14 protein-coding genes, 1 tRNA gene and 3 rRNA genes are annotated in these 21,507 nt (G+C 34.1%); 1 reads left to right on the forward strand and 17 read right to left on the reverse strand.

Annotation, left to right across the window (positions count from 1 at the left end; genetic code table 11):
- The first annotated feature begins 247 nt into the window (after window positions 1-247).
- Window positions 248-2,881, forward strand: coding sequence for a magnesium-translocating P-type ATPase (mgtA, locus tag RBU61_RS17535; protein WP_308876948.1), 2,634 nt, complete (start codon window positions 248-250; stop codon window positions 2,879-2,881).
- Here mgtA and RBU61_RS17540 read toward each other — a convergent pair.
- From RBU61_RS17540 to dnaA, 17 genes are all read right to left on the reverse strand, one after another.
- Window positions 2,865-3,677: an alpha/beta hydrolase gene (locus RBU61_RS17540; RefSeq protein ID WP_308876949.1), complete on the reverse strand. Its 813-nt coding sequence runs from the start codon at window positions 3,675-3,677 to the stop codon at window positions 2,865-2,867. The two genes, mgtA and RBU61_RS17540, sit on opposite strands and share 17 nt — an antisense overlap.
- Window positions 3,678-3,699: 22 nt before the next feature.
- Window positions 3,700-4,716 carry a hypothetical protein gene (locus RBU61_RS17545; protein ID WP_308876950.1) on the reverse strand — a complete coding sequence of 339 codons (1,017 nt, stop codon included), beginning with the start codon at window positions 4,714-4,716 and terminating at the stop codon, window positions 3,700-3,702.
- A 292-nt stretch (window positions 4,717-5,008) separates the two neighbouring features.
- Entirely contained in the window at window positions 5,009-5,314 is a 306-nt protein-coding gene (locus tag RBU61_RS17550; protein WP_308876951.1) for a hypothetical protein, read from the reverse strand.
- A 389-nt stretch (window positions 5,315-5,703) separates the two neighbouring features.
- Window positions 5,704-5,820: ribosomal RNA gene (rrf, locus tag RBU61_RS17555) — 5S ribosomal RNA — on the reverse strand.
- A 24-nt stretch (window positions 5,821-5,844) separates the two neighbouring features.
- Window positions 5,845-8,740 (reverse strand): 23S ribosomal RNA (locus RBU61_RS17560).
- Window positions 8,741-8,811: 71 nt separating this feature from the next.
- Window positions 8,812-8,887 (reverse strand) — tRNA-Ala (locus RBU61_RS17565).
- Between the two features lie 129 nt (window positions 8,888-9,016).
- Window positions 9,017-10,547: ribosomal RNA gene (locus RBU61_RS17570) — 16S ribosomal RNA — on the reverse strand.
- The 16S, 23S and 5S rRNA genes sit together here with 1 tRNA gene alongside, the layout of an rRNA operon.
- Window positions 10,548-10,854: 307 nt before the next feature.
- A complete protein-coding gene (locus tag RBU61_RS17575; RefSeq protein ID WP_308876952.1) occupies window positions 10,855-11,646 on the reverse strand; it encodes a SigB/SigF/SigG family RNA polymerase sigma factor in 792 nt (263 codons plus the stop codon).
- On the reverse strand, window positions 11,643-12,020 hold the full coding sequence (locus RBU61_RS17580; protein WP_308876953.1) for an ATP-binding protein: 378 nt from the start codon (window positions 12,018-12,020) through the stop codon (window positions 11,643-11,645). Before RBU61_RS17580 ends, RBU61_RS17575 begins: the two co-directional genes overlap by 4 nt.
- Complete coding sequence (locus RBU61_RS17585) at window positions 12,013-12,342, reverse strand: STAS domain-containing protein (RefSeq protein ID WP_308876954.1); 330 nt, start codon at window positions 12,340-12,342, stop codon at window positions 12,013-12,015. The genes RBU61_RS17580 and RBU61_RS17585 overlap by 8 nt, the downstream gene beginning before the upstream one ends.
- 239 nt (window positions 12,343-12,581) lie before the next feature.
- The gene (gene gyrA / locus RBU61_RS17590) at window positions 12,582-15,005 is read right to left on the reverse strand and encodes a DNA gyrase subunit A (protein WP_308876955.1); all 2,424 of its coding nucleotides are present in this window, start codon (window positions 15,003-15,005) and stop codon (window positions 12,582-12,584) included.
- Window positions 15,006-15,015: 10 nt separating this feature from the next.
- Window positions 15,016-16,935, reverse strand: coding sequence for a DNA topoisomerase (ATP-hydrolyzing) subunit B (gene gyrB / locus RBU61_RS17595; RefSeq protein WP_308876956.1), 1,920 nt, complete (start codon window positions 16,933-16,935; stop codon window positions 15,016-15,018).
- A 25-nt stretch (window positions 16,936-16,960) separates the two neighbouring features.
- Window positions 16,961-17,212, reverse strand: a complete 252-nt coding sequence (remB, locus tag RBU61_RS17600; protein ID WP_308876957.1) for an extracellular matrix regulator RemB — start codon at window positions 17,210-17,212, stop codon at window positions 16,961-16,963.
- 14 nt (window positions 17,213-17,226) lie between these two features.
- The gene (gene recF, locus RBU61_RS17605) at window positions 17,227-18,327 is read right to left on the reverse strand and encodes a DNA replication/repair protein RecF (protein ID WP_308876958.1); all 1,101 of its coding nucleotides are present in this window, start codon (window positions 18,325-18,327) and stop codon (window positions 17,227-17,229) included.
- A 27-nt stretch (window positions 18,328-18,354) separates the two neighbouring features.
- On the reverse strand, window positions 18,355-18,564 hold the full coding sequence (locus RBU61_RS17610) for an RNA-binding S4 domain-containing protein (protein ID WP_308876959.1): 210 nt from the start codon (window positions 18,562-18,564) through the stop codon (window positions 18,355-18,357).
- A 12-nt stretch (window positions 18,565-18,576) separates the two neighbouring features.
- Entirely contained in the window at window positions 18,577-19,683 is a 1,107-nt protein-coding gene (dnaN, locus tag RBU61_RS17615) for a DNA polymerase III subunit beta (protein ID WP_308876960.1), read from the reverse strand.
- Window positions 19,684-19,865: 182 nt separating this feature from the next.
- Window positions 19,866-21,197 carry a chromosomal replication initiator protein DnaA gene (gene dnaA, locus RBU61_RS17620; protein WP_308876961.1) on the reverse strand — a complete coding sequence of 444 codons (1,332 nt, stop codon included), beginning with the start codon at window positions 21,195-21,197 and terminating at the stop codon, window positions 19,866-19,868.
- Window positions 21,198-21,507 lie beyond the last annotated feature (310 nt).

Raw genomic sequence — 21,507 nt, forward strand, 5'->3', positions numbered from 1 at the left:
GAGGTGAGTAAATCAATGGATTCTGGACCGAGTAGTACTTATATAGAGGAAGGCTGAAGTATATGTATAGTTAATATCGTATAATTATATAAATAATTATCTTTTCTTTACATATATCTCAAGAAAACCCTTCTAAATAATTTTTCCAAGCTTATTTTAAAATTTAAAGATTCAATACGAATTTAATTTATGGTTAGACTATTTACTAAACCATTATTTAGTGTTGTCTTTTTTGGAGGTGTAAATTATGAAAAAGAAAAGAGTTTACAGTAATGAAAGTATAAATAAAAACCTACAAGATATGAGTTCAAAAAATATTGATACTATTTTAAGAGAGTTAAATTCATCCATCGATGGTCTATCTGAAATAGAAGCAGATAACAGATTAAGCTTTTATGGACACAATGAAATAATTTCTGAAAAAAGGAAACCTTGGTATATTTACCTTTTAAATTCCTTTGTAGATCCTTTTATTTTGATATTATTAGTTATAGTTTTGGTATCTTATTTTACCGATATTGCTTTTGCTCCACCTGGAGAGAAGTCTTGGATGACTATAGTAATTATTTCCACTATGATATTAATTAGTGTAATCCTTAAGTTTTCTCAAGAGTATAAATCTCAAATAACAGCGGATAATCTAAAATATCTTGTTCCTACAACTACATCTGTTAAAAGAGGTGGTATGAAGAAAAGAGAAATCAATATATCCGATGTAGTTCCAGGAGATATTATTCATTTAGCAGCTGGAGATTTAATACCTGCAGATCTAAGAATTATTACTTGCAAAGATTTATTTATCAGTCAATCTTCCTTAACCGGTGAATCAGAGCCTGTCGAGAAATTTTCAGAGATTAAAGATAAGAATGTAAATAAGAATATATCCGATTTAGAAAATATTGCCTTAATGGGGACCATAGTTGTTAGTGGTTCTGCAGTAGGTATAGTTTTGCAAACAGGAAACCAAACATACTTTGGTACTATTGCAGAGTCTCTTGCTAAAGATAGAGGGCAAACTAGCTTTGAAGAAGGTGTTAAAAGTGTTAGTTTTCTTCTAATAAGATTTATGTTAGTTATGGTTCCTATAGTTTTCTTAATAAACGGATTAACAAAAAAAGATTGGATAAATGCCTTTTTGTTTGCTATTTCAATAGCTGTAGGCTTAACTCCTGAAATGCTTCCAACTTTGGTTTCTACTAATCTTGCCAAAGGAGCAATATCTTTATCTAAACGTAAAATTGTAGTTAAAAGATTGAGCTCTATTCAAAATTTTGGAGCTATGGATATTTTATGTACAGATAAAACTGGAACTTTAACATTAGATAAAATTATATTGGAAACACATTTAGATGTGCTGGGCAATGAAAATGATAGGGTCTTAAGACATGGGTACTTGAATAGTTATTATCAAACAGGATTAAAAAACTTATTAGATATTGCCGTAATAGAATATGGTAACGAAAAAGGATTCAACGAAGTAACAAAGATATATGAAAGAGTAGATGAAATTCCCTTTGATTTTACAAGACGTAGGATGTCAGTAGTGGTTGAAAGTGAAAATGGAAAAAGACAACTTATAACCAAAGGTGCTGTTGAAGAAATGATCTCTATATGTTCTTTTGTAGAAATCAATGGAGATGTTTTGCCTTTAACTGAAGATTTAATAAAAACCGTTATGGATATGGTAACTAAACTTAATGAAGATGGCATGAGAGTCCTTGCTATAGCTCAAAAAAATAATGTTCCAGATGAAAATATCTTTAGCATTAAAGATGAAAGTAATATGGTTCTTATTGGATATATGGGCTTTTTAGATCCTCCAAAGGATTCAGCTGTTTCTGCAATAAAGGCATTACATGAGCACGGAGTAACTGTCAAGGTATTAACTGGAGATAATGATATAGTTGCTAAAAAAATATGTAAAGATGTTGGGATTCCCGTAGATACTGTGGTTTTAGGAATAGATGTAGAAGAAATGATAGATGAAAAATTGTACGAAGTAGCATCAAAGTCCAATATCCTAGCAAAACTATCTCCAATGCAAAAAGAAAGAGTTATCTCTGTTCTGCAAAATAATAATCATGTTGTTGGTTTCTTAGGTGATGGCATTAACGACGCTCAAGCCTTAAAGCAAGCTGATGTAGGTATCTCTGTAGATACTGCAGTTGATATAGCTAAGGAATCTGCTGATATAATATTGCTTGAAAAAGATTTAAATGTTTTGGAAAAAGGAGTTATTGAAGGTAGAAGAGTATTTGGAAATATTGTTAAATATATAAATATGACTGCTAGTTCTAACTTTGGAAATGTATTTAGTGTATTAGCAGCTAGTGCATTTTTGCCATTTTTACCAATGTTGCCTATACAGTTACTTGTACAAAACTTACTCTATAGTATTTCTCAAATAGCTATACCTTGGGATAGCATGGATGAAGAATACTTGAAAACACCTCAAAAATGGAATGCAGATAAAATAGGTAAGTTTATGCTATATATAGGACCTATTAGTTCCATATTTGATATTGCTACCTTTGCTATTATGTGGTTTGTGTTTAAAGCAAATACGATAGAATTACAGCCTTTATTTCAATCTGGTTGGTTTGTAGTAGGACTCGTATCACAGACCCTAATAGTCCATATGATAAGGACAAAGAAGATTCCATTTATACAAAGTAGGGCTTCTACTCCCCTAATGATAATGACTTTCTTAATAATAAGTCTAGGAATAATAATTCCATATACTGGGTTCGGAACTTATATAGGACTTGTCCCCTTACCATTTAGTTATTTCCCTTGGTTAGTGGGAATATTGTTAGCTTACTCTATTCTTACGCAGATTGTTAAAAATATCTATATTAAAAAGTTTAATACTTGGATGTAAATTCCTCTAAAACCCTATTAAATCTAATAGGGTTTTCTAATACCAATAGGTGGGTGCAGTTTTCAAATATTACTAACTCTGAATCTCTAATATTTTCTTTAAGATATCTTCCTGTATCAACTGAATAAAAAGTGCTTTCTCCCCCAAATATTATTAAAGCCGGTATATGTATTTTACTTAAAGTCTTTCTATAATCCTTTTCTATCATGGATTTCCATATTGCATACATTACCTGAGGTGAATTATTTTTCATCTTATCCATTGAAATACTAAATTGTTTTTCATTGAAATAAGGTGCCATACTTTTTATAAATCTTTCTGCAAATTTCATCCAATTGTCTTTGATTAAACTTAAATCCTTTAAAGCATTTTCCATAGTATATTTACCATGATATAAACCTAGATTCCAATTATTATCATTTAAAACCTTCGGACCTTTATCTATAATACATATTTTAGACAATTTATCTTCTCCAAATAGATTTATATATTCAAATATAATTGAAGCACCCATAGACCATCCTACTAATACTATATCTTGTAGCTCTAAATAATCTATAAACTCCTTTAGGTCCAATGCAAGTCTTTCTATATTTAGTCCATAATCTACCCTGCTAGATAGACCGTGACCTCTTACATCATAGGTAATTATTTTATATTTTTTAAACAATGCCCTCTGCTGTATTCTAAAGGAATTATGGTTTTCAGTAAATCCATGGATAAAAAGTATTGGTTTACCTTCTCCCTTTACTTCATAATATAATTTTACATTATCACTTGTATTAAAATATTCCATTTCATTTATCCCCTTGTTTTTATTATAATGCTACTAAAATGAAAATGAGTACAAAAATACCTATCAACCCAAATATAGGATATAATACTGCAACTAATTTAGAAAATCCAAGTTTGGCTACTGGAATAGATAGTAAACAATATAATGCTGTAATTAATATTTTATATTTACTGTTAGATACCTTATTCATAAATCCAAATCCATTTGCTAATGCTGTAGTAAATATGGAAATCCAGAGAATAAAAGCATAAAACTTCCTATAGCCATTACTTATATAATCGCATATTTTTAACATAGGTATATCTAAAAGAAATACTTCGTTATAATATATAAGCATAGATGTTAATATAGACATTCCAAGTATAGACAATATAAATCCTCCAGTTACCCCTCCTAATATAGCTGTTCTTTTACTATTAATCATTGGCAATAGAGATGAAAATACTACAACAATAATCAATGAATTAGATCCCACATATAAAAGTGCTGATGTTAGAAAGTTACCCTTTAAAGTTAAGTTAACACCATTTATATTGGAAAAATTATAACCTTCTCTAATATTCAAATATAAGGATGTAAATATAATACCTATGACAAGTAGTGGAACTAACATTGTATTTATGAAAGATAATCCCTCTAGACTAAATAGAAAAACTATAAAAGATAACACCACCATAAAAATGACGCCAAGATTAAAGGATAAGTTTAGTTCTTGGCTAAAGATAGCACCACTTCCAGCTACCATTACGCTGAAACCAGTATATAGAGAAAATGTAATTATACTATCCAATATAACTCCAAACCTTTTACCAAATATATTACATATTAATTCATCAAATCCTCTGATTTTATTATTATATATTTTTATAAGAAGTAAACTTCCAATCAATGAAAGAATTATACCAACTATGAACATTCCCCATATTCCATTAATACCATAGACCCCAAAGAACTCTATGATTTCCCGTCCTGAGGCAAATCCTGCACCTATTACTGTACCTACATATATTGAAGCAATACTTAACCACTCTTTTTTCATCTTTTCCCTCCTATTCTAATAATTAATATATTAGATAGAGGGCTTATCCTATGACTTAAATAGGCATAAAAAAAGTCCTATTACGGCTAAGGTGATAGGACTTTATATGTGAATATACTGTATATATGCAACTTCGCAGTCTCGAAGCTCAAGTCTATTTACTCGTTACACTCGTATAGATTTGGTGCTCGTTGCCTTTTTGTCCAATGAGTGTAACGAATTGTAGACAAAACGGACAGCGAAGTGAACGCCAGTGAGCGTAGGAATGAGCGAAGCGAGTGTTGCGTTTGACCTACCTACAACTCACTATCGTTTGTCGGGTTAGGTCATAAAAAAAGAAAGCCCTACTACGACCAACGTAATAGAGCTTTCTATATGTTTTTATGTAAGCCCGGCAACTTCTGATTTTATTATTATATATTTTTATAAGAAGTAAACTTCCAATCAATGAAAGAATTATACCAACTATGAACATTCCCCATATTCCATTAATACCATAGACCCCAAAGAACTCTATGATTTCCCGTCCTGAGGCAAATCCTGCACCTATTACTGTACCTACATATATTGAAGCAATACTTAACCACTCTTTTTTCATCTTTTCCCTCCTATTCTAATAATTAATATATTAGATAGAGGGCTTATCCTATGACTTAAATAGGCATAAAAAAAGTCCTATTACGGCTAAGGTGATAGGACTTTATATGTGAATATACTGTATATATGCAACTTCGCAGTCTCGAAGCTCAAGTCTATTTACTCGTTACACTCGTATAGATTTGGTGCTCGTTGCCTTTTTGTCCAATGAGTGTAACGAATTGTAGACAAAACGGACAGCGAAGTGAACGCCAGTGAGCGTAGGAATGAGCGAAGCGAGTGTTGCGTTTGACCTACCTACAACTCACTATCGTTTGTCGGGTTAGGTCATAAAAAAAGAAAGCCCTACTACGACCAACGTAATAGAGCTTTCTATATGTTTTTATGTAAGCCCGGCAACTTCCTACTCTCCCAGGTCGTTTCCAACCAAGTACCATCGGCGTTAAGATGCTTAACTTCTGTGTTCGGTATGGGTACAGGTGTGTCCATCTTGCTATCGTCACCAGACGAAAACTATCAATTGCAATATTTTAGGTCAAGTCCTCGACTTATTAGTATCTCTTAGCTTAAAGTATTACTACTCTTACACCTGAGACCTATCTACCAAGTGGTCTTCTTGGAGTCTTAACTTTTAAAGTGGGAAATCTTATCTTGAGGGGGGCTTCGTGCTTAGATGCCTTCAGCACTTATCCCTTCCAGACATAGCTACTCAGCCGTGCCATTGGCATGACAACTGATACACCAGCGGTCTGTCCATCCCGGTCCTCTCGTACTAAGGACAGCTCCTCTCAAATTTCCTACGCCCACGACGGATAGGGACCGAACTGTCTCACGACGTTCTGAACCCAGCTCGCGTGCCTCTTTAATGGGCGAACAGCCCAACCCTTGGGACCTACTCCAGCCCCAGGATGAGACGAGCCGACATCGAGGTGCCAAACCTCCCCGTCGATGTGGACTCTTGGGGAAGATAAGCCTGTTATCCCCGGGGTAGCTTTTATCCGTTGAGCGATGGCCCTTCCACTCGGAACCACCGGATCACTAAGTCCAACTTTCGTTTCTGCTCCACTTGTTGGTGTCGCAGTTAAGCTCCCTTTTGCCTTTACACTCTTCGCACGATTTCCGACCGTGCTGAGGGAACCTTTGAGCGCCTCCGTTACTCTTTAGGAGGCGACCGCCCCAGTCAAACTGCCCAACTGACAGTGTCCCTATACCAGTTTCATGGTATCAGGTTAGAATTTCAGCATTACAAGAGTGGTATCCCAAGGTTGACTCCACCAAAGCTGGCGCCCTGGCTTCAAAGTCTCCCACCTATCCTGTACATGCAATGCCGAAATCCAATGTCAGCCTGCAGTAAAGCTCCACGGGGTCTTTCCGTCCTGTCGCGGGTAATACGCATCTTCACGTATACTACAATTTCACCGGATCCATTGTTGAGACAGTGCCCAAATCGTTACACCTTTCGTGCGGGTCGGAACTTACCCGACAAGGAATTTCGCTACCTTAGGACCGTTATAGTTACGGCCGCCGTTTACTGGGGCTTAAGTTCTAGCCTTCGCTTACGCTAAGCCTTCCCCTTAACCTTCCAGCACCGGGCAGGTGTCAGCACCTATACTTCGTCTTTCGACTTAGCAGATACTTGTGTTTTTGGTAAACAGTCGCTTGGGCCTATTCACTGCGGCCAGGTTTCCCTGGCACCCCTTCTCCCTAAGTTACGGGGCTATTTTGCCGAGTTCCTTAACAATGGTTCTTCCGCTCGTCTTAGGATTCTCTCCTCGCCTACCTGTGTCGGTTTGCGGTACGGGTAGTTACTTGCTCGATAGAAGCTTTTCTTGGCAGTGTGGAGTCAGCTACTTCTCTACTTGTTTTTCGATCCCCATCACATTTCAGAATTATGAGTACGGATTTGCCTATACTCACTTCCTTTATGCTTAGACGTGCTCAACCAACGGCACGCTTAGCCTATCCTCCTGCGTCACTCCATTTCTCAAACGCTTATAACTAGTACAGGAATTTCAACCTGTTGTCCATCGCCTACGCTTTTCAGCCTTGGCTTAGGTCCCGACTTACCCTGAGTGGACGAACCTTCCTCAGGAAACCTTAGGCTTTCGACGGGTGAGATTCTCACTCACCTTTCGCTACTTATGCCAGCATTCTCTCTTGTGTGCAGTCCAGCACTCCTTACGGTATACCTTCTACCCACACACAATGCTCCTCTACCGATTCTTACGAATCCCACAGCTTCGGTACCAGATTTAAGCCCCGGAAATCTTCGGCGCAAGGTCTCTCGACCAGTGAGCTATTACGCACTCTTTAAATGTATGGCTGCTTCTAAGCCAACATCCTGGTTGTCTGTGAAACCTCACATCCTTTACCACTTAATCTGGATTTAGGGACCTTAGCTGGTGATCTGGGCTCTTTCCCTTTCGACTATGAAGCTTATCCCACATAGTCTGACTCCCAAGGTTATGAGTATGGCATTCGGAGTTTGATAGGTTTTGGTAACGCTATGCGCCCCTAGACCATTCAGTGCTCTACCTCCATATCACTTTTCCTTGAGGCTAGCCCTAAAGCTATTTCGAGGAGAACCAGCTATCTCCGAGTTCGATTGGCTTTTCACCCCTATCCACAGGTCATCCCATAGCTTTTAAACGCTAACGGGTTCGAGCCTCCATTGAATTTTACTTCAACTTCACTCTGCCCATGGATAGGTCACCCGGTTTCGGGTCTATGGCAGGGAACTTAGTCGCCCTATTAAGACTTGGTTTCCCTACGGCTCCTGACCTTAAGTCATTAACCTTGCTCACTACCATAACTCGCTGGCCCGTTCTACAAAAAGTACGTGGTTACACGAATAATGTGCTTCCACTGCTTGTAGGCGTAGGGTTTCAGATTCTATTTCACTCCCCTTCCGGGGTTCTTTTCACCTTTCCCTCACGGTACTATTTCTCTATCGGTCACCAAGGAGTATTTAGCCTTGGGAGGTGGTCCTCCCTACTTCCCACAGGATTTCACGTGTCCCGTGGTACTCTGGATACCAGCTGGTAAACTTTTCTTTCATATACCGGACTATCACCGTCTATGGTGGGATTTTCCAATCCTCTTCTATTAGATTTATTATTCCATTATGCTGGTCCTTAACCCCAGATAAATCTGGTTTGGGCTCTTTCCCGTTCGCTCGCCGCTACTTAGGAAATCGATTTTTCTTTCTTCTCCTCAGGGTACTTAGATGTTTCAGTTCCCCTGGTCTTCCTTCATACACCTATGTATTCAGCGTATGATACTTGAGGGTTGCTCAAGTAGGTTTCCCCATTCGGAAATCTCCGGATCACAGTCTATTTGCGACTCCCCGAAGCATATCGGTGCTTATCCCGTCCTTCATCGGCTCTTGGTGCCAAGGCATTCGCCCTACGCCCTTAATAACTTGACCTAAATTACTTATTTATATTGCAATTTGTAGTTTTCAATGTTCAGTGTGAACAATTATACTCGATAATTGTTTGGTGGAGATGAGGAGAGTCGAACTCCTGACCCCCTGCTTGCAAGGCAGGTGCTCTCCCAACTGAGCTACACCCCCACGATTAAATTCACAATTTTACAGCCACAATTAACAATTGAAATCCAAAGGATTTCAATGTGATTGATTCTGTAATTTTAATGAACCAAATTTATAAACAAACAGTGTGAGTTCTTTTGAACTCCTTAGAAAGGAGGTGATCCAGCCGCACCTTCCGATACGGCTACCTTGTTACGACTTCACCCTAGTTATTGACCCTACCTTCGACAGCTGCCTCCTTACGGTTAGCTCACTGGCTTCGGGTATTGCCAACTCCCATGGTGTGACGGGCGGTGTGTACAAGACCCGGGAACGCATTCACCGCGACATTCTGATTCACGATTACTAGCAACTCCGACTTCATGCAGGCGAGTTGCAGCCTGCAATCCGAACTGGGATCGGCTTTAAGAGATTTGCATCTTATCGCTAAGTAGCTGCTCGTTGTACCGACCATTGTAGCACGTGTGTAGCCCAGGACATAAAGGGCATGATGATTTGACGTCATCCCCACCTTCCTCCGATTTGTCATCGGCAGTCCCTCTAGAGTGCTCAACTTAATGGTAGCAACTAAAGGCAAGGGTTGCGCTCGTTGCGGGACTTAACCCAACATCTCACGACACGAGCTGACGACAACCATGCACCACCTGTGTCCCCTGTACCCGAAGGTAAAGATCTATCTCTAGACCTGTCAGGGGCATGTCAAGCCCTGGTAAGGTTCTTCGCGTTGCTTCGAATTAAACCACATGCTCCGCTGCTTGTGCGGGTCCCCGTCAATTCCTTTGAGTTTCATACTTGCGTACGTACTCCCCAGGCGGAGTGCTTAATGCGTTAGCTGCGGCACCGAGGTTTGACCCCCAACACCTAGCACTCATCGTTTACGGCGTGGACTACCAGGGTATCTAATCCTGTTCGCTCCCCACGCTTTCGTGCATCAGCGTCAGTATAAGTCCAGAAAGTCGCCTTCGCCACTGGTATTCCTCCTAATATCTACGCATTTCACCGCTACACTAGGAATTCCACTTTCCTCTCCTTAACTCAAGCCTTCCAGTTTCAAATGCTTACCACGGTTGAGCCGTGATCTTTCACATCTGACTTAAAAGGCCGCCTACGCACCCTTTACGCCCAATAAATCCGGACAACGCTTGCCCCCTACGTATTACCGCGGCTGCTGGCACGTAGTTAGCCGGGGCTTCCTCCTTGGGTACCGTCATTATCGTCCCCAAGGACAGAACTTTACGACCCGAAGGCCTTCATCGTTCACGCGGCGTCGCTGCATCAGAGTTTCCTCCATTGTGCAATATTCCCCACTGCTGCCTCCCGTAGGAGTCTGGACCGTGTCTCAGTTCCAGTGTGGCCGTTCACCCTCTCAGGCCGGCTACCCATCGTGGTCTTGGTGAGCCATTACCTCACCAACTAACTAATGGGACGCGAGACCATCTTTCACCGCTTTACGCTTTGACTATTCCTTCATGTGAAGATTTAGTATCATAAGGTATTAATCCCAGTTTCCCGAGGCTATCCCTTTGTGAAAGGCAGGTTTCTCACGCGTTACTCACCCGTCCGCCGCTAAGATAATCAAAGTTTCATTCCGAAGAAATCGACTTTGAAAACTTCGCTCGACTTGCATGTGTTAGGCACGCCGCCAGCGTTCGTCCTGAGCCAGGATCAAACTCTCATTTAAAAGTTTGATTCAGCTCAATTTGCTGACTGTTGTTTCATGTGTTACTTTTTATAATTCAAAGTTTCTCACACTGTTTAGTTTTCTAAGTTCATGTTGCCTTGTTTGAGACAACTTATTCAGTATAGCAAATTTTTCATTTGCTGTCAACTACTTTTTAAAAACTTTTTTTAAATCTTTGTTGATTTATGAAGTTTAATGTCGTAGCTGACTTTTACTATGATACCCTGTTTTATAATAAAAGTCAATATGTTTTTTAGAAAAAGTTTTAATTTTAATAAATAAACCATTTCAGATATTTGCTTTCCTATTACATCATTATTTTATCTACTTCTTTTCTCAGTTTCTCTAGAACTCTTTTCTCTATTCTTGAAACTGTCATTTGAGATATATCTAAGTCTTTTGCTATGGATACTTGAGTCTTCTTATTAAAATATCTTTCAACTAGTATTTGCTTTTCTACATCATTTAACTTTTCCATAGTTCTTGTTAAAAAATCATTGTTTTCAATTTTGTTAAAGTATTCATCCTCTTCGCCTATTAAATCAGCTAAATTTACATCTTTGTCCTCGCTATTTGAATCATAAGTTACATCTAATGATTGAGGGGTATATACTTTACTTGCCTCCATGGCTTCTAGTATTTCTTCCTCCGTATAATTCAAATAATTTGCTATATCTTCAATTGTAGGTGACCTTTGTAATTGTTGCGACAGTAATACCTTTGCATTATTTATCTTTTTAGATAGTTCTTGTATCCTTCTAGGTACTCTTATGGTCCATCCCTTATCCCTAAAATACTTCTTTATTTCACCTATTATAGTTGGAGTGGCAAAGCTTGAGAATTCATAACCTTTTTCTATATTATATCTATCTATGGCATATATAAGTCCTATACAGGCAACTTGATATATATCGTCATATTCTATACCTCTATTTGCATATTTTTTAGATAAAATTTCTGCAATATATATATGTTTTTCAATTAATATATCTCTAATCTGCTTGTCTTTAGTTTCGTTATATATTTTAAATAATTCTTTAATTTCCATCTTAGTATTTAGGTTTCTTGCATCTCTTGCTTCTTGACTTTTATTAGTCATTGATTATCATCCTCTATATATTTAATCATTTCTATACCATTTTCAGTAAATTCTACTTTATCCATCAATGACTTTATAATCAATAATCCTAATTGTCTTTCTTTTTTATCTTCAATATGATCAGGTATTTCTTCTGTAACACCTGTTACTTTTACAGTTAGTCTTTCTTCTTCTATTTCAAATACTATTAATATCTCTTCTTTTTCATTTAACATAAGAGCATTTATACAAGCCTCTCCTATAGAAACTTTAATATCTTCTATATCATCTATACTTAATGCCATACTATTTCCTATTCCAGAAGTAGTAAGTCTAATTAAACTAATATAATCTGGTTTCCTAGGTATTTTAAGGCTAATTATATCTTTATTCATCTACCTCACCTCTTATAATAAATAACTTATCTAATTCTGTAATATGAAATAGCTTTAGTATATTAGGTTTAACATTTGATAAATATATCTTATAATCATTATCTTTTAGTTTTTTTAATATATATATTAATGCTCCAAGTCCTGTACTGTCTACATAATCTAATTTTTTACAATCAATTGATATATCTGTTTGTTTACTATCAAAAGCATCTAATATTTCTTTTTTTAACTTAGGAGAAGTATAAATATCTATTTCACCTTCTGGAAAAATGTCCCACATATTTTCCTTTTCATTAAATTTTATTTCTATATTTAAAGACATTTGCAAAAACCTCCCTTATTTATATTATTATATATTAATTTTATAATAAAAGAATATGAATGTAAAGTGGAATACTAGGATTTAAAATTTCTGTATAACTAGCGCTGCTATAGAAGGGTTGAATATGACTTTTGTTGAAACTTATTTATAGAAAATTCCTTTTTGTGGAATTTTAAAAATCTATCTTTCCTACTTAAATAAAAAAAAGATTCCCTATTCTAAGAATAGGGAATCTTTTTTTATTCTTCTCCTACATATTTTGCTACAGCAACTACTCTATCATCATTCATCTTCATAAGAGTAACCCCTTGAGTACTTCTACCCATAATAGATATATCCTTAGCTATAAGTCTAATAATTGTACCACTAAATGAGATCATCATTATTTCATCTTTATCGTCTACAACTTTAGCTGAAACTATATCTCCTGTTTTTTCTCTTATATGGTAAGTTATTAAACCTTTTCCACCTCTATTTTGAGTCTTATATTCTTCTAAGGAAGTTCTCTTACCAAATCCATATTCTGATATAACTAGTAATTTCTTACCTTCTTCTACTAATTCCATAGCAACAACCTTGTCGTCTTTCTTTAGATCTATAGCCTTTACACCCATGGCAGATCTACCCATTTCTCTAACATCATTTTCACTAAATCTAATGGACATTCCTTTTTTAGTTACTACAATTATTTCCTGACTTCCATTAGTTTTTCTAACTCCTATTAGCTCATCATCTTCCCTTAGGCTAATTCCTATAATACCATTTTTTCTAATGTTTTCGAAATGTTCTAAGCCAGTTTTCTTGATAATACCTGACTTAGTAATAAGCACTAAGTTAGTTGCAGTAGTATCTTTATTTATAGGGATTATAGCACTTACTTTTTCATCACCTGTTAAATTCAATAGATTTATTATGGCAGTTCCTCTGGCCTGTCTACCACCCTCTGGAATCTCATAGGCTTTTAATGAAAATACTTTACCTTTATTTGTGAAGAAAAGAATAGTATCATGGGTTGAAGTAATATATAAATCTTCTACAAAGTCTTCTTCCCTAGTAGTCAGAGCTATTATTCCTTTTCCACCTCTTTTTTGAGTTTTATATGTGTACTCTGGAGTTCTTTTTATATAACCAAAGTGAGTCAATGTAATTACAACATCTTCTTCTTCAATCATATCCTCCATATCAATTTCATCTGCTGAAGGCATTATCCTTGTTCTTCTAGGATCTCCGTATTTTTCTTTTAACTCTAATAATTCATCCTTAATTATTTGATATACTAGTCTTTCATTTGCTAAAATTTCTCTAAATCTATTGATTTCTTTTATAAGCTCTTCATATTCTTCTTCTAATTTTTCTCTTTCTAAGCCAGTTAATCTTCTTAGTCTCATATCCAGTATAGCTTGAGATTGTCTATCTGATAGACCAAAGTTTTCCATCAAAGCTTCTTTGGCTATGGCTTCTGTCTTAGATGATCTTATGATACGTATTACCTCATCTATATGATCTAGGGCTATTTTTAATCCTTCAACTATATGAGCCCTTTCTTCTGCTTTATTTAAATCATATTGAGTTCTTCTAGTTATTATTTCCTTCTGATGGTCAACATAATAAGAAAGCATTTCCTTTAGATTTAAAATCTTAGGCTCATCATTGACTAAGGCTAACATTATAACTCCGAAAGTAGTCTGAAGCTGAGTATATTTATATAGATTGTTTAAAACTACATTTGGATTTGCATCTCTCTTCACTTCTATAACTATTCTCAAACCTTCTCTATCTGACTCATCTCTTAAATCAGATATTCCTTCTAATTTTTTATCTCTAACATACTCTGCTATTTTTTCGATTAAATTTGCTTTATTAACTTGATAAGGTAGTTCCGTTACTATAATTTTATGTCTTCCTTTATTTGTTTCTTCTATTTCAGTAACAGCCCTTACTCTTATTTTACCTCTACCAGTTTTAAATGCAGATCTAATACCATCTTTACCCATTATATGACCAGCCGTAGGAAAATCTGGCCCCTTTACTACTGTCATTAAATCGTCTATGGTAGAATCAGGACTATCTATAAGCATTATAATACCATCTATAACCTCTTTTAAGTTATGAGGTGGAATATTAGTTGCCATTCCTACTGCTATACCTGAAGAACCGTTAACCATTAAATTAGGAAATCTACTTGGAAGTACTATAGGTTCTTTTAATGTCTCATCAAAGTTTGGTCTATAGTCTACTGTATCTTTACCTATATCTCTTAACATTTCCATTGCAAGTTTTGTCATTCTAGCTTCCGTATAACGCATTGCAGCAGCTTCATCACCATCTATAGAACCAAAGTTTCCATGACCATCTACCAATGGGTATCTAATATTAAAATCCTGTGCAAGTCTTACCATTGCATCATAAACTGAACTATCACCATGAGGATGATACTTACCCAGTACGTCCCCTACAACCCTAGCAGACTTTCTATAGGGTTTATCTGGACTCATACTAAGTTCATCCATAGCATAAATAATTCTTCTATGAACTGGCTTTAATCCATCACGTACGTCTGGTAAGGCACGACTCATAATTACACTCATGGAATAATCTAAGTAGGATTTTTTCATTTCATGTTCGATATTTATTTCAACTACATTATCAAATTCTCTGTCCATGACTTACCTCCTATATATCTAGATTTTTTACAAATTTAGCATTTTCTTCAATGAATTGTCTCCTTGGGGCTACCTTATCTCCCATTAGAGTAGTAAATACTTCATCAGCCGCCACAGCATCTTCTAGGGTTACCTTTAAAAGTGTTCTAGTTGATGGATCCATAGTTGTAGACCATAATTGTTCTGGGTTCATCTCTCCAAGACCCTTATATCTTTGAAGAGTATAATTTGTTCTACCTATTTCTTCTAAAAGTTTATCTAGTTCATCGTCATTGTATACATAATGTTCTTGTCTACTCTTAGTCACCTTATAAAGTGGAGGTTGGGCTATATATATATGTTCATTATCTATTAATTCTCTCATATATCTATAGAAAAATGTCAAAAGTAAAGTTCTAATATGTGCACCGTCTACGTCAGCATCCGTCATTAATATTATTTTACCATATCTTAATTTCTCTATATTAAAGTCTTCACCAATTCCTGTTCCAAAAGCTGTAATCATAATCTTTATTTCTTCTGAACTTAGAATCCTATCTAATCTAGCCTTTTCCACATTTAATATTTTTCCCCTCAGCGGCAATATAGCTTGGAATTTCTTGTCTCTACCTTGCTTTGCACTACCACCAGCTGAGTTTCCTTCTACTATATAAATTTCTGTAGTTTCTAAATCAGAATCCTGACAGTCTGCTAATTTCCCAGGCAATGTAGTATTTTCTAAAACGCTTTTTCTTCTAGTTAAATCCCTTGCCTTTCTAGCAGCATCTCTAGCCCTCTGAGAAGCTATGGCTTTTTCTAATATTATTTTTCCTTCTCTAGGATTTTCTTCTAAATACATATTTATATAATCATAAGTTAAAGACTCTACTATACCTCTAATTTCACTATTACCTAGCTTACTCTTAGTTTGACCTTCGAATTGAGGTTCCATTAATTTAACAGATAATATTCCTGTTAGACCTTCCCTTACGTCATCTCCACTTAGATTTTCATCTTTTTCTTTAAGGAATCCATATTTTCTTCCATAATCATTCATAACTCTAGTTAATGCAGTTCGGAGTCCTGATAAATGTGTTCCACCTTCTGGTGTATTTATATTGTTTGCAAAGGTAAATATACTTTCTGAATATCCATCTGTATATTGTAGTGCTAACTCTACAGTTGTTCCATCTTTTTCTCCTTCAAAATACATTATATCTTTTTGAATTGGAGTTTTATTTTTGTTTATATATTCTACAAATGACTTTATTCCACCTTCATAGTAGAATTCCTTTATTTTATCTGCTCTCTTATCTTCCAGTACAATTTTTATTCTCTTATTTAAGAAAGCCATTTCTCTAAATCTATTTTCCAGAGTTTCAAAACTAAATATTATTGTTTCAAATATTTCTGCATCAGGTTTAAAATGAATAGTTGTACCTGTATCATGGGAATCTCCTGCTATTTCTAATTCTGTTTGTGCTATACCTCTTTCAAATCTTTGTACATACTCCTTACCGTTTCTCTTTACCTTAGCTACTAGCCATTCAGATAATGCATTTACTACTGAAACACCAACTCCGTGTAATCCACCAGATACTTTATATGCACCATTATTAAATTTCCCACCTGCGTGCAATATGGTTAAAACAGTTTCTACTGTAGATTTTCCAGTCTGTGGATGTATCTCTACAGGTATTCCACTACCATTATCTGATATCTTAACTGAATTATCATCAAAAATAGTGACCCTAATAGTGTCACAAATTCCAGCTAATGCCTCATCTATACTGTTGTCTACTACTTCATATACTAAGTGGTGGAGTCCTTTTGGTCCTGTACTACCTATATACATACCTGGTCTTTTTCTTACTGGTTCTAACCCTGTAAGTACCTGTATATCCTGGGCCGTATAATGTCTGTCATTATTAACATTTATCTCATTATCCATTAACTTGCCTCCAATCTAATATTATCTATTCATAAGTATCTCTATTTGCCAATGCTTTCGAAGATATATTTGATGTATATATTATCGTCTTATTATTCTTTGAGACTAATATATAAGATTTTATACTTGAGTCTAAACTTCCAACTATGGCATTTTCCCCTATTAGCTTGTTTATAAATTCCCTAGTTTTCTTTGTACCCTCTGCAGCCTTTTTATCTAATATTGCTATTATATCTTTTGTAAATATATAGTTACTATCACCTATATGAATAATCATAGTATAACTCCCATCTAACTTAATTGTCCATTATCTATATAATATACTGATTTTTCAACATTATCCATTTCTTTCAAATCTATTGCATCTGTTGCTGTTATTAAAGTCTGCATATTTTTAAAAGAACGAATCAAATACTTTCGCCTTTCCTCATCTAATTCAGAAAAAACATCGTCTAAAAGTAAAACTGGGTAAACTCCTCTTTGTTTCTTTATTAATTCTACCTCTGACAGTTTTATGGATAATACTGCAGTTCTTTGTTGTCCTTGGGATCCATAGGTTTTAAGGTCTTTATTATTTATATTAATAGATATGTCATCTCTATGGGGACCTAATTGTGTAGAAGATGATTCTATATCATTTTTTGTATTCTTTTTAAGTTTATCTAAATACTTTTTTTCCATCTCAGTTTTATCATCTAATATTTCAATATTTGATAAATACTTAAGCTCCAACTTTTCCTTTGATGAAGTTATATTATTATGGGTGGTCTCCAATATACTAGATAATTCTTTTATATATCTATCTCTTTCTAAAATTATATCAGTGCCGATATTAGCCAACTGCAAATCAAATATCTCCAAAATGTTAGAAATATTTCCTTGAAATTTGCTAGTCCTTAATAGATTATTCCTTTGAAATAAGACTTTATTATATCTATTTATGTTAAAATTATATACTGGTTTTATTTGTGAAATTTCCGTATCTAAAAAGTTCCTTCTCTCACTTGGACCACCCTTTACTAATTTTAAATCTTCGGGAGAAAATACAACTACATTCAATCCGCTATAAAGTTCCTTATGGCTTTTTAATTCTGTCTTATTTACTCTAATCCTCTTTGCCTTATCCTTTTCTAATTTTATCTCTATAAATTTTTCATATTTTCCTATATTTATTTCAGAACCAACATAGGCTTCATTTTTATTAAAGTTTATTATTTCCTTATCTCTATTTGTTCTAAAAGATTTTCCAGTTCCGCAAATATATATGGCTTCAAGTAAATTAGTTTTTCCTTGAGCATTTTTTCCTATAAAGACATTAGTTTTTTGATTTAGTTTTATATTTAGACTGTAGTAATTTCTGAAGTTTATTAGTCTTATATTTTTTACATACAACAAAAACACCCCTTAAGGCAAATAATATTATATCACAATAAAGGTATCATAGCCTTCAATATTAACTATATCATCTTTTCTTATTTTTTTTCCTCTTTGCAATACTATCTCATTATTTACTTTTATACTACCTTCACTTATGATAATCTTTGCCTGTCCTCCAGTTTGAGCAACTCCTATATGTTTTAAAAATTGATCTAACTTTATATAATCAGTATCTATTGATATTTCCTTCATAATATCTCCCCTCTAAAAATCATCTTGAGCAAGACGAACTGGTAATACTAAATAAATATAATTTTCATCTTGTATTGGTTTTATAATACATGGATTTAGGCTTCCCATAAAATTTAATTGTATTTCTTCCGCATCTATTATTTTTATACCTTCTAGTATATATCTTGAATTAAATGCAATATTTATATTTTCTCCATTTACATCTGCATCTATTACTTCATTTACATTTCCTATTTCAGAATTAGATTTTATCAATATTTGTCCATTTATTATATTTACCTTTACTAAATTAGCTTTTTCTTCCTTGGCTAATAATGAAGCTCTTTCTAAACTATTTTGAAACTCTCTTTTATTAACTGTTACAGATGTCTTGTGGTCTTTTCTAATGATTTCTTTGTAATTAAAGAACTGTCCTTCCAATAGTCTTGAATATACTATTGTATCTCCAGTATTGAATACAACATGACCTGGTGCCGCTGCTATTTTCATTATTTCTTCATTATCTTCCAAAATTTTATTTAATTCATTTAATGCCCTACCTGGTATTATTATCTTTAGCTGTACTTCTGATTCTATTGGTAATTTTCTTAAAGATAGTCTATAACCATCTAAGGCAACGAAAGAAATAAGCTTATCTTCAATTTCTATTAATACTCCTGTTAAAGATGGTCTAGTTTCATCTTGTGTAGTTGCGAATACAGTTTGTCTTATGGCAGATTTAAATAGATCATTTGGTAATTCGAAGCTTGTATGGTCTAAGATTAAAGGAAGATCAGGATACTCTTTAGCTGAATTTCCTATTATATTGAACTCAGAGTTCTCACATTTAATATTTATATTATTGTTATCCACATCTATATATATTGGAGCATCTGGAAGTTTTTTGACTATATCTCCAAATATTTTAGAATTAACTACAATAGATCCTTCTTCTTCTATTTCACAATTTACATAAGTTTCTATACTTATTTCTAAGTCAGTTCCTATAAGTCTTAATCTACCCTTATATGCTTCTAATAAAATACCATCTAGTATTTGTAAAGTAGTTCTAGATGATATTCCTTTTTGTGCAATACTTATATGTTTAGATAAATCTTTTTGATTTATTTTTATTTTCATTTTAGACCTCCTCTTTTTTCCAGATATAGAAAGAATATAAAATATATAGTAGTAATAGTAGTAGGGGCTGTGATTATGTGGATAACATTGTATAATTGGAAATATAAAAGATTTTATTAACTTAATAACATGTGGATAAGTATTTTGAAACCATTTAAATTATCCACATGCAGTAATATAAACTATCCTTTTAATTCTTTCATTATATCATCGATTTTCTTTTTCAAATCATGTTTTTCATTTATATCTGTACTTATTTTATCATAGGCATGGATTACAGTTGTATGATCCCTACCACCAAATTCTTCTCCTATTTTAGGTAAAGATAAATCTGTTAATTCTCTAGTTAAGTACATTGCAATTTGTCTAGGATATGCTATAGCCCTAGTTCTTTTCTTTGAGTTAAAATCATCAATTTTGATTTTAAAGCTTTTAGATACTATATCTTTTATTAAATCAACGGTAATTTCTATGGTTTTATTATTTGATAGTATATCTTTTAAAGCCTCTTCTGCTAATTCTTCAGTAACTTCACTGTTAGTTAAAGATGAATAAGCTACTACCCTAATTAATGCTCCTTCTAATTCTCTAATGTTGGACTGAATCTTTGAAGCTATATAAAGCATTACATTATCACTTACTTTGATATTCTCCACATTAGCTTTCTTTCTAAGAATGGCAATTCTAGTTTCTAAATCTGGTGGCTGGATATCTGCAATAAGTCCCCATTCAAATCTAGATCTAAGTCTATCCTCTAGTGTAGGAATTTCTTTAGGGGGTCTATCACTAGATATTATTATTTGTTTATTAGCCTCATGTAGTGCATTAAAGGTATGGAAAAATTCTTCTTGAGTTCCTTCCTTACCAGCAATAAACTGAATGTCGTCTACTAGAAGAACATCGATATTTCTATATTTATTTCTAAATTCTTCATTTCTATATTCTCTAATAGAGTTAATAAGTTCGTTTGTAAATTTTTCCGATGAAACATATACCACCTTTGAATTAGGATTTTGACCAAGTATGTAATGTCCAATAGCGTGCATTAAGTGGGTTTTTCCAAGTCCAACTCCTCCATATATAAATAAAGGATTATACGCCTGTGCCGGTGCTTCAGCTACGGCCAATGAAGCGGCATGAGCAAAACGGTTACTATTACCTATTACGAAAGTATCAAAAGTATATTTAGGATTTAATTGAGATTTATGATTATTATCATTGGTCTCTTGTACTGCAGGTTGTCCTATGTTTAGAGAATATTCTTCTCCAGGTATAATAAATTGAATATCAAATTCTTCTTCAGTAACATGAGAAAAGGCATTTTTTATTAGATTAAGATATCTTCCTACTAAAATGCCTTTTGTGAATTCATTAGGTGCTGCTAAAATTACTTTTCCAGAAGAAATGCTAACAGGTTCTATTGCCTTAAGCCAAGTATTAAAACTAACTTCTGTCAATTCAACTTTAATAAGATTTAGAACTTCATTCCAAATATTATCTAAACTTGAAGCCATTTTTTTACCTCCTATCCATTAGAATTATAGCCTATATAAAAAAAATTAAACTAAATTAAAAAAGTTATAAACATAGTTATCAACAATATTTTTAATTTTGTATAGAAAAAATAATTAAGTTTGAAAAATAAAGTTTGTGGATAAACTATTAGTAATATGTTATTAAAAAAATAATCCATATAAATGCTAACTTATCAACATAGTATGAAAAAATATAATGTGGATAAAAAACGAGGAAAATATAGGCTTTCACGTAAAAATGTCGTAAAGTTTATAAAAGTTATACACATACTATCCACAAAATGTGTAT

The sequence above is a fragment of the Tissierella sp. MB52-C2 genome, from assembly GCF_030931715.1.
GTDB lineage: Bacteria > Bacillota > Clostridia > Tissierellales > Tissierellaceae > Tissierella.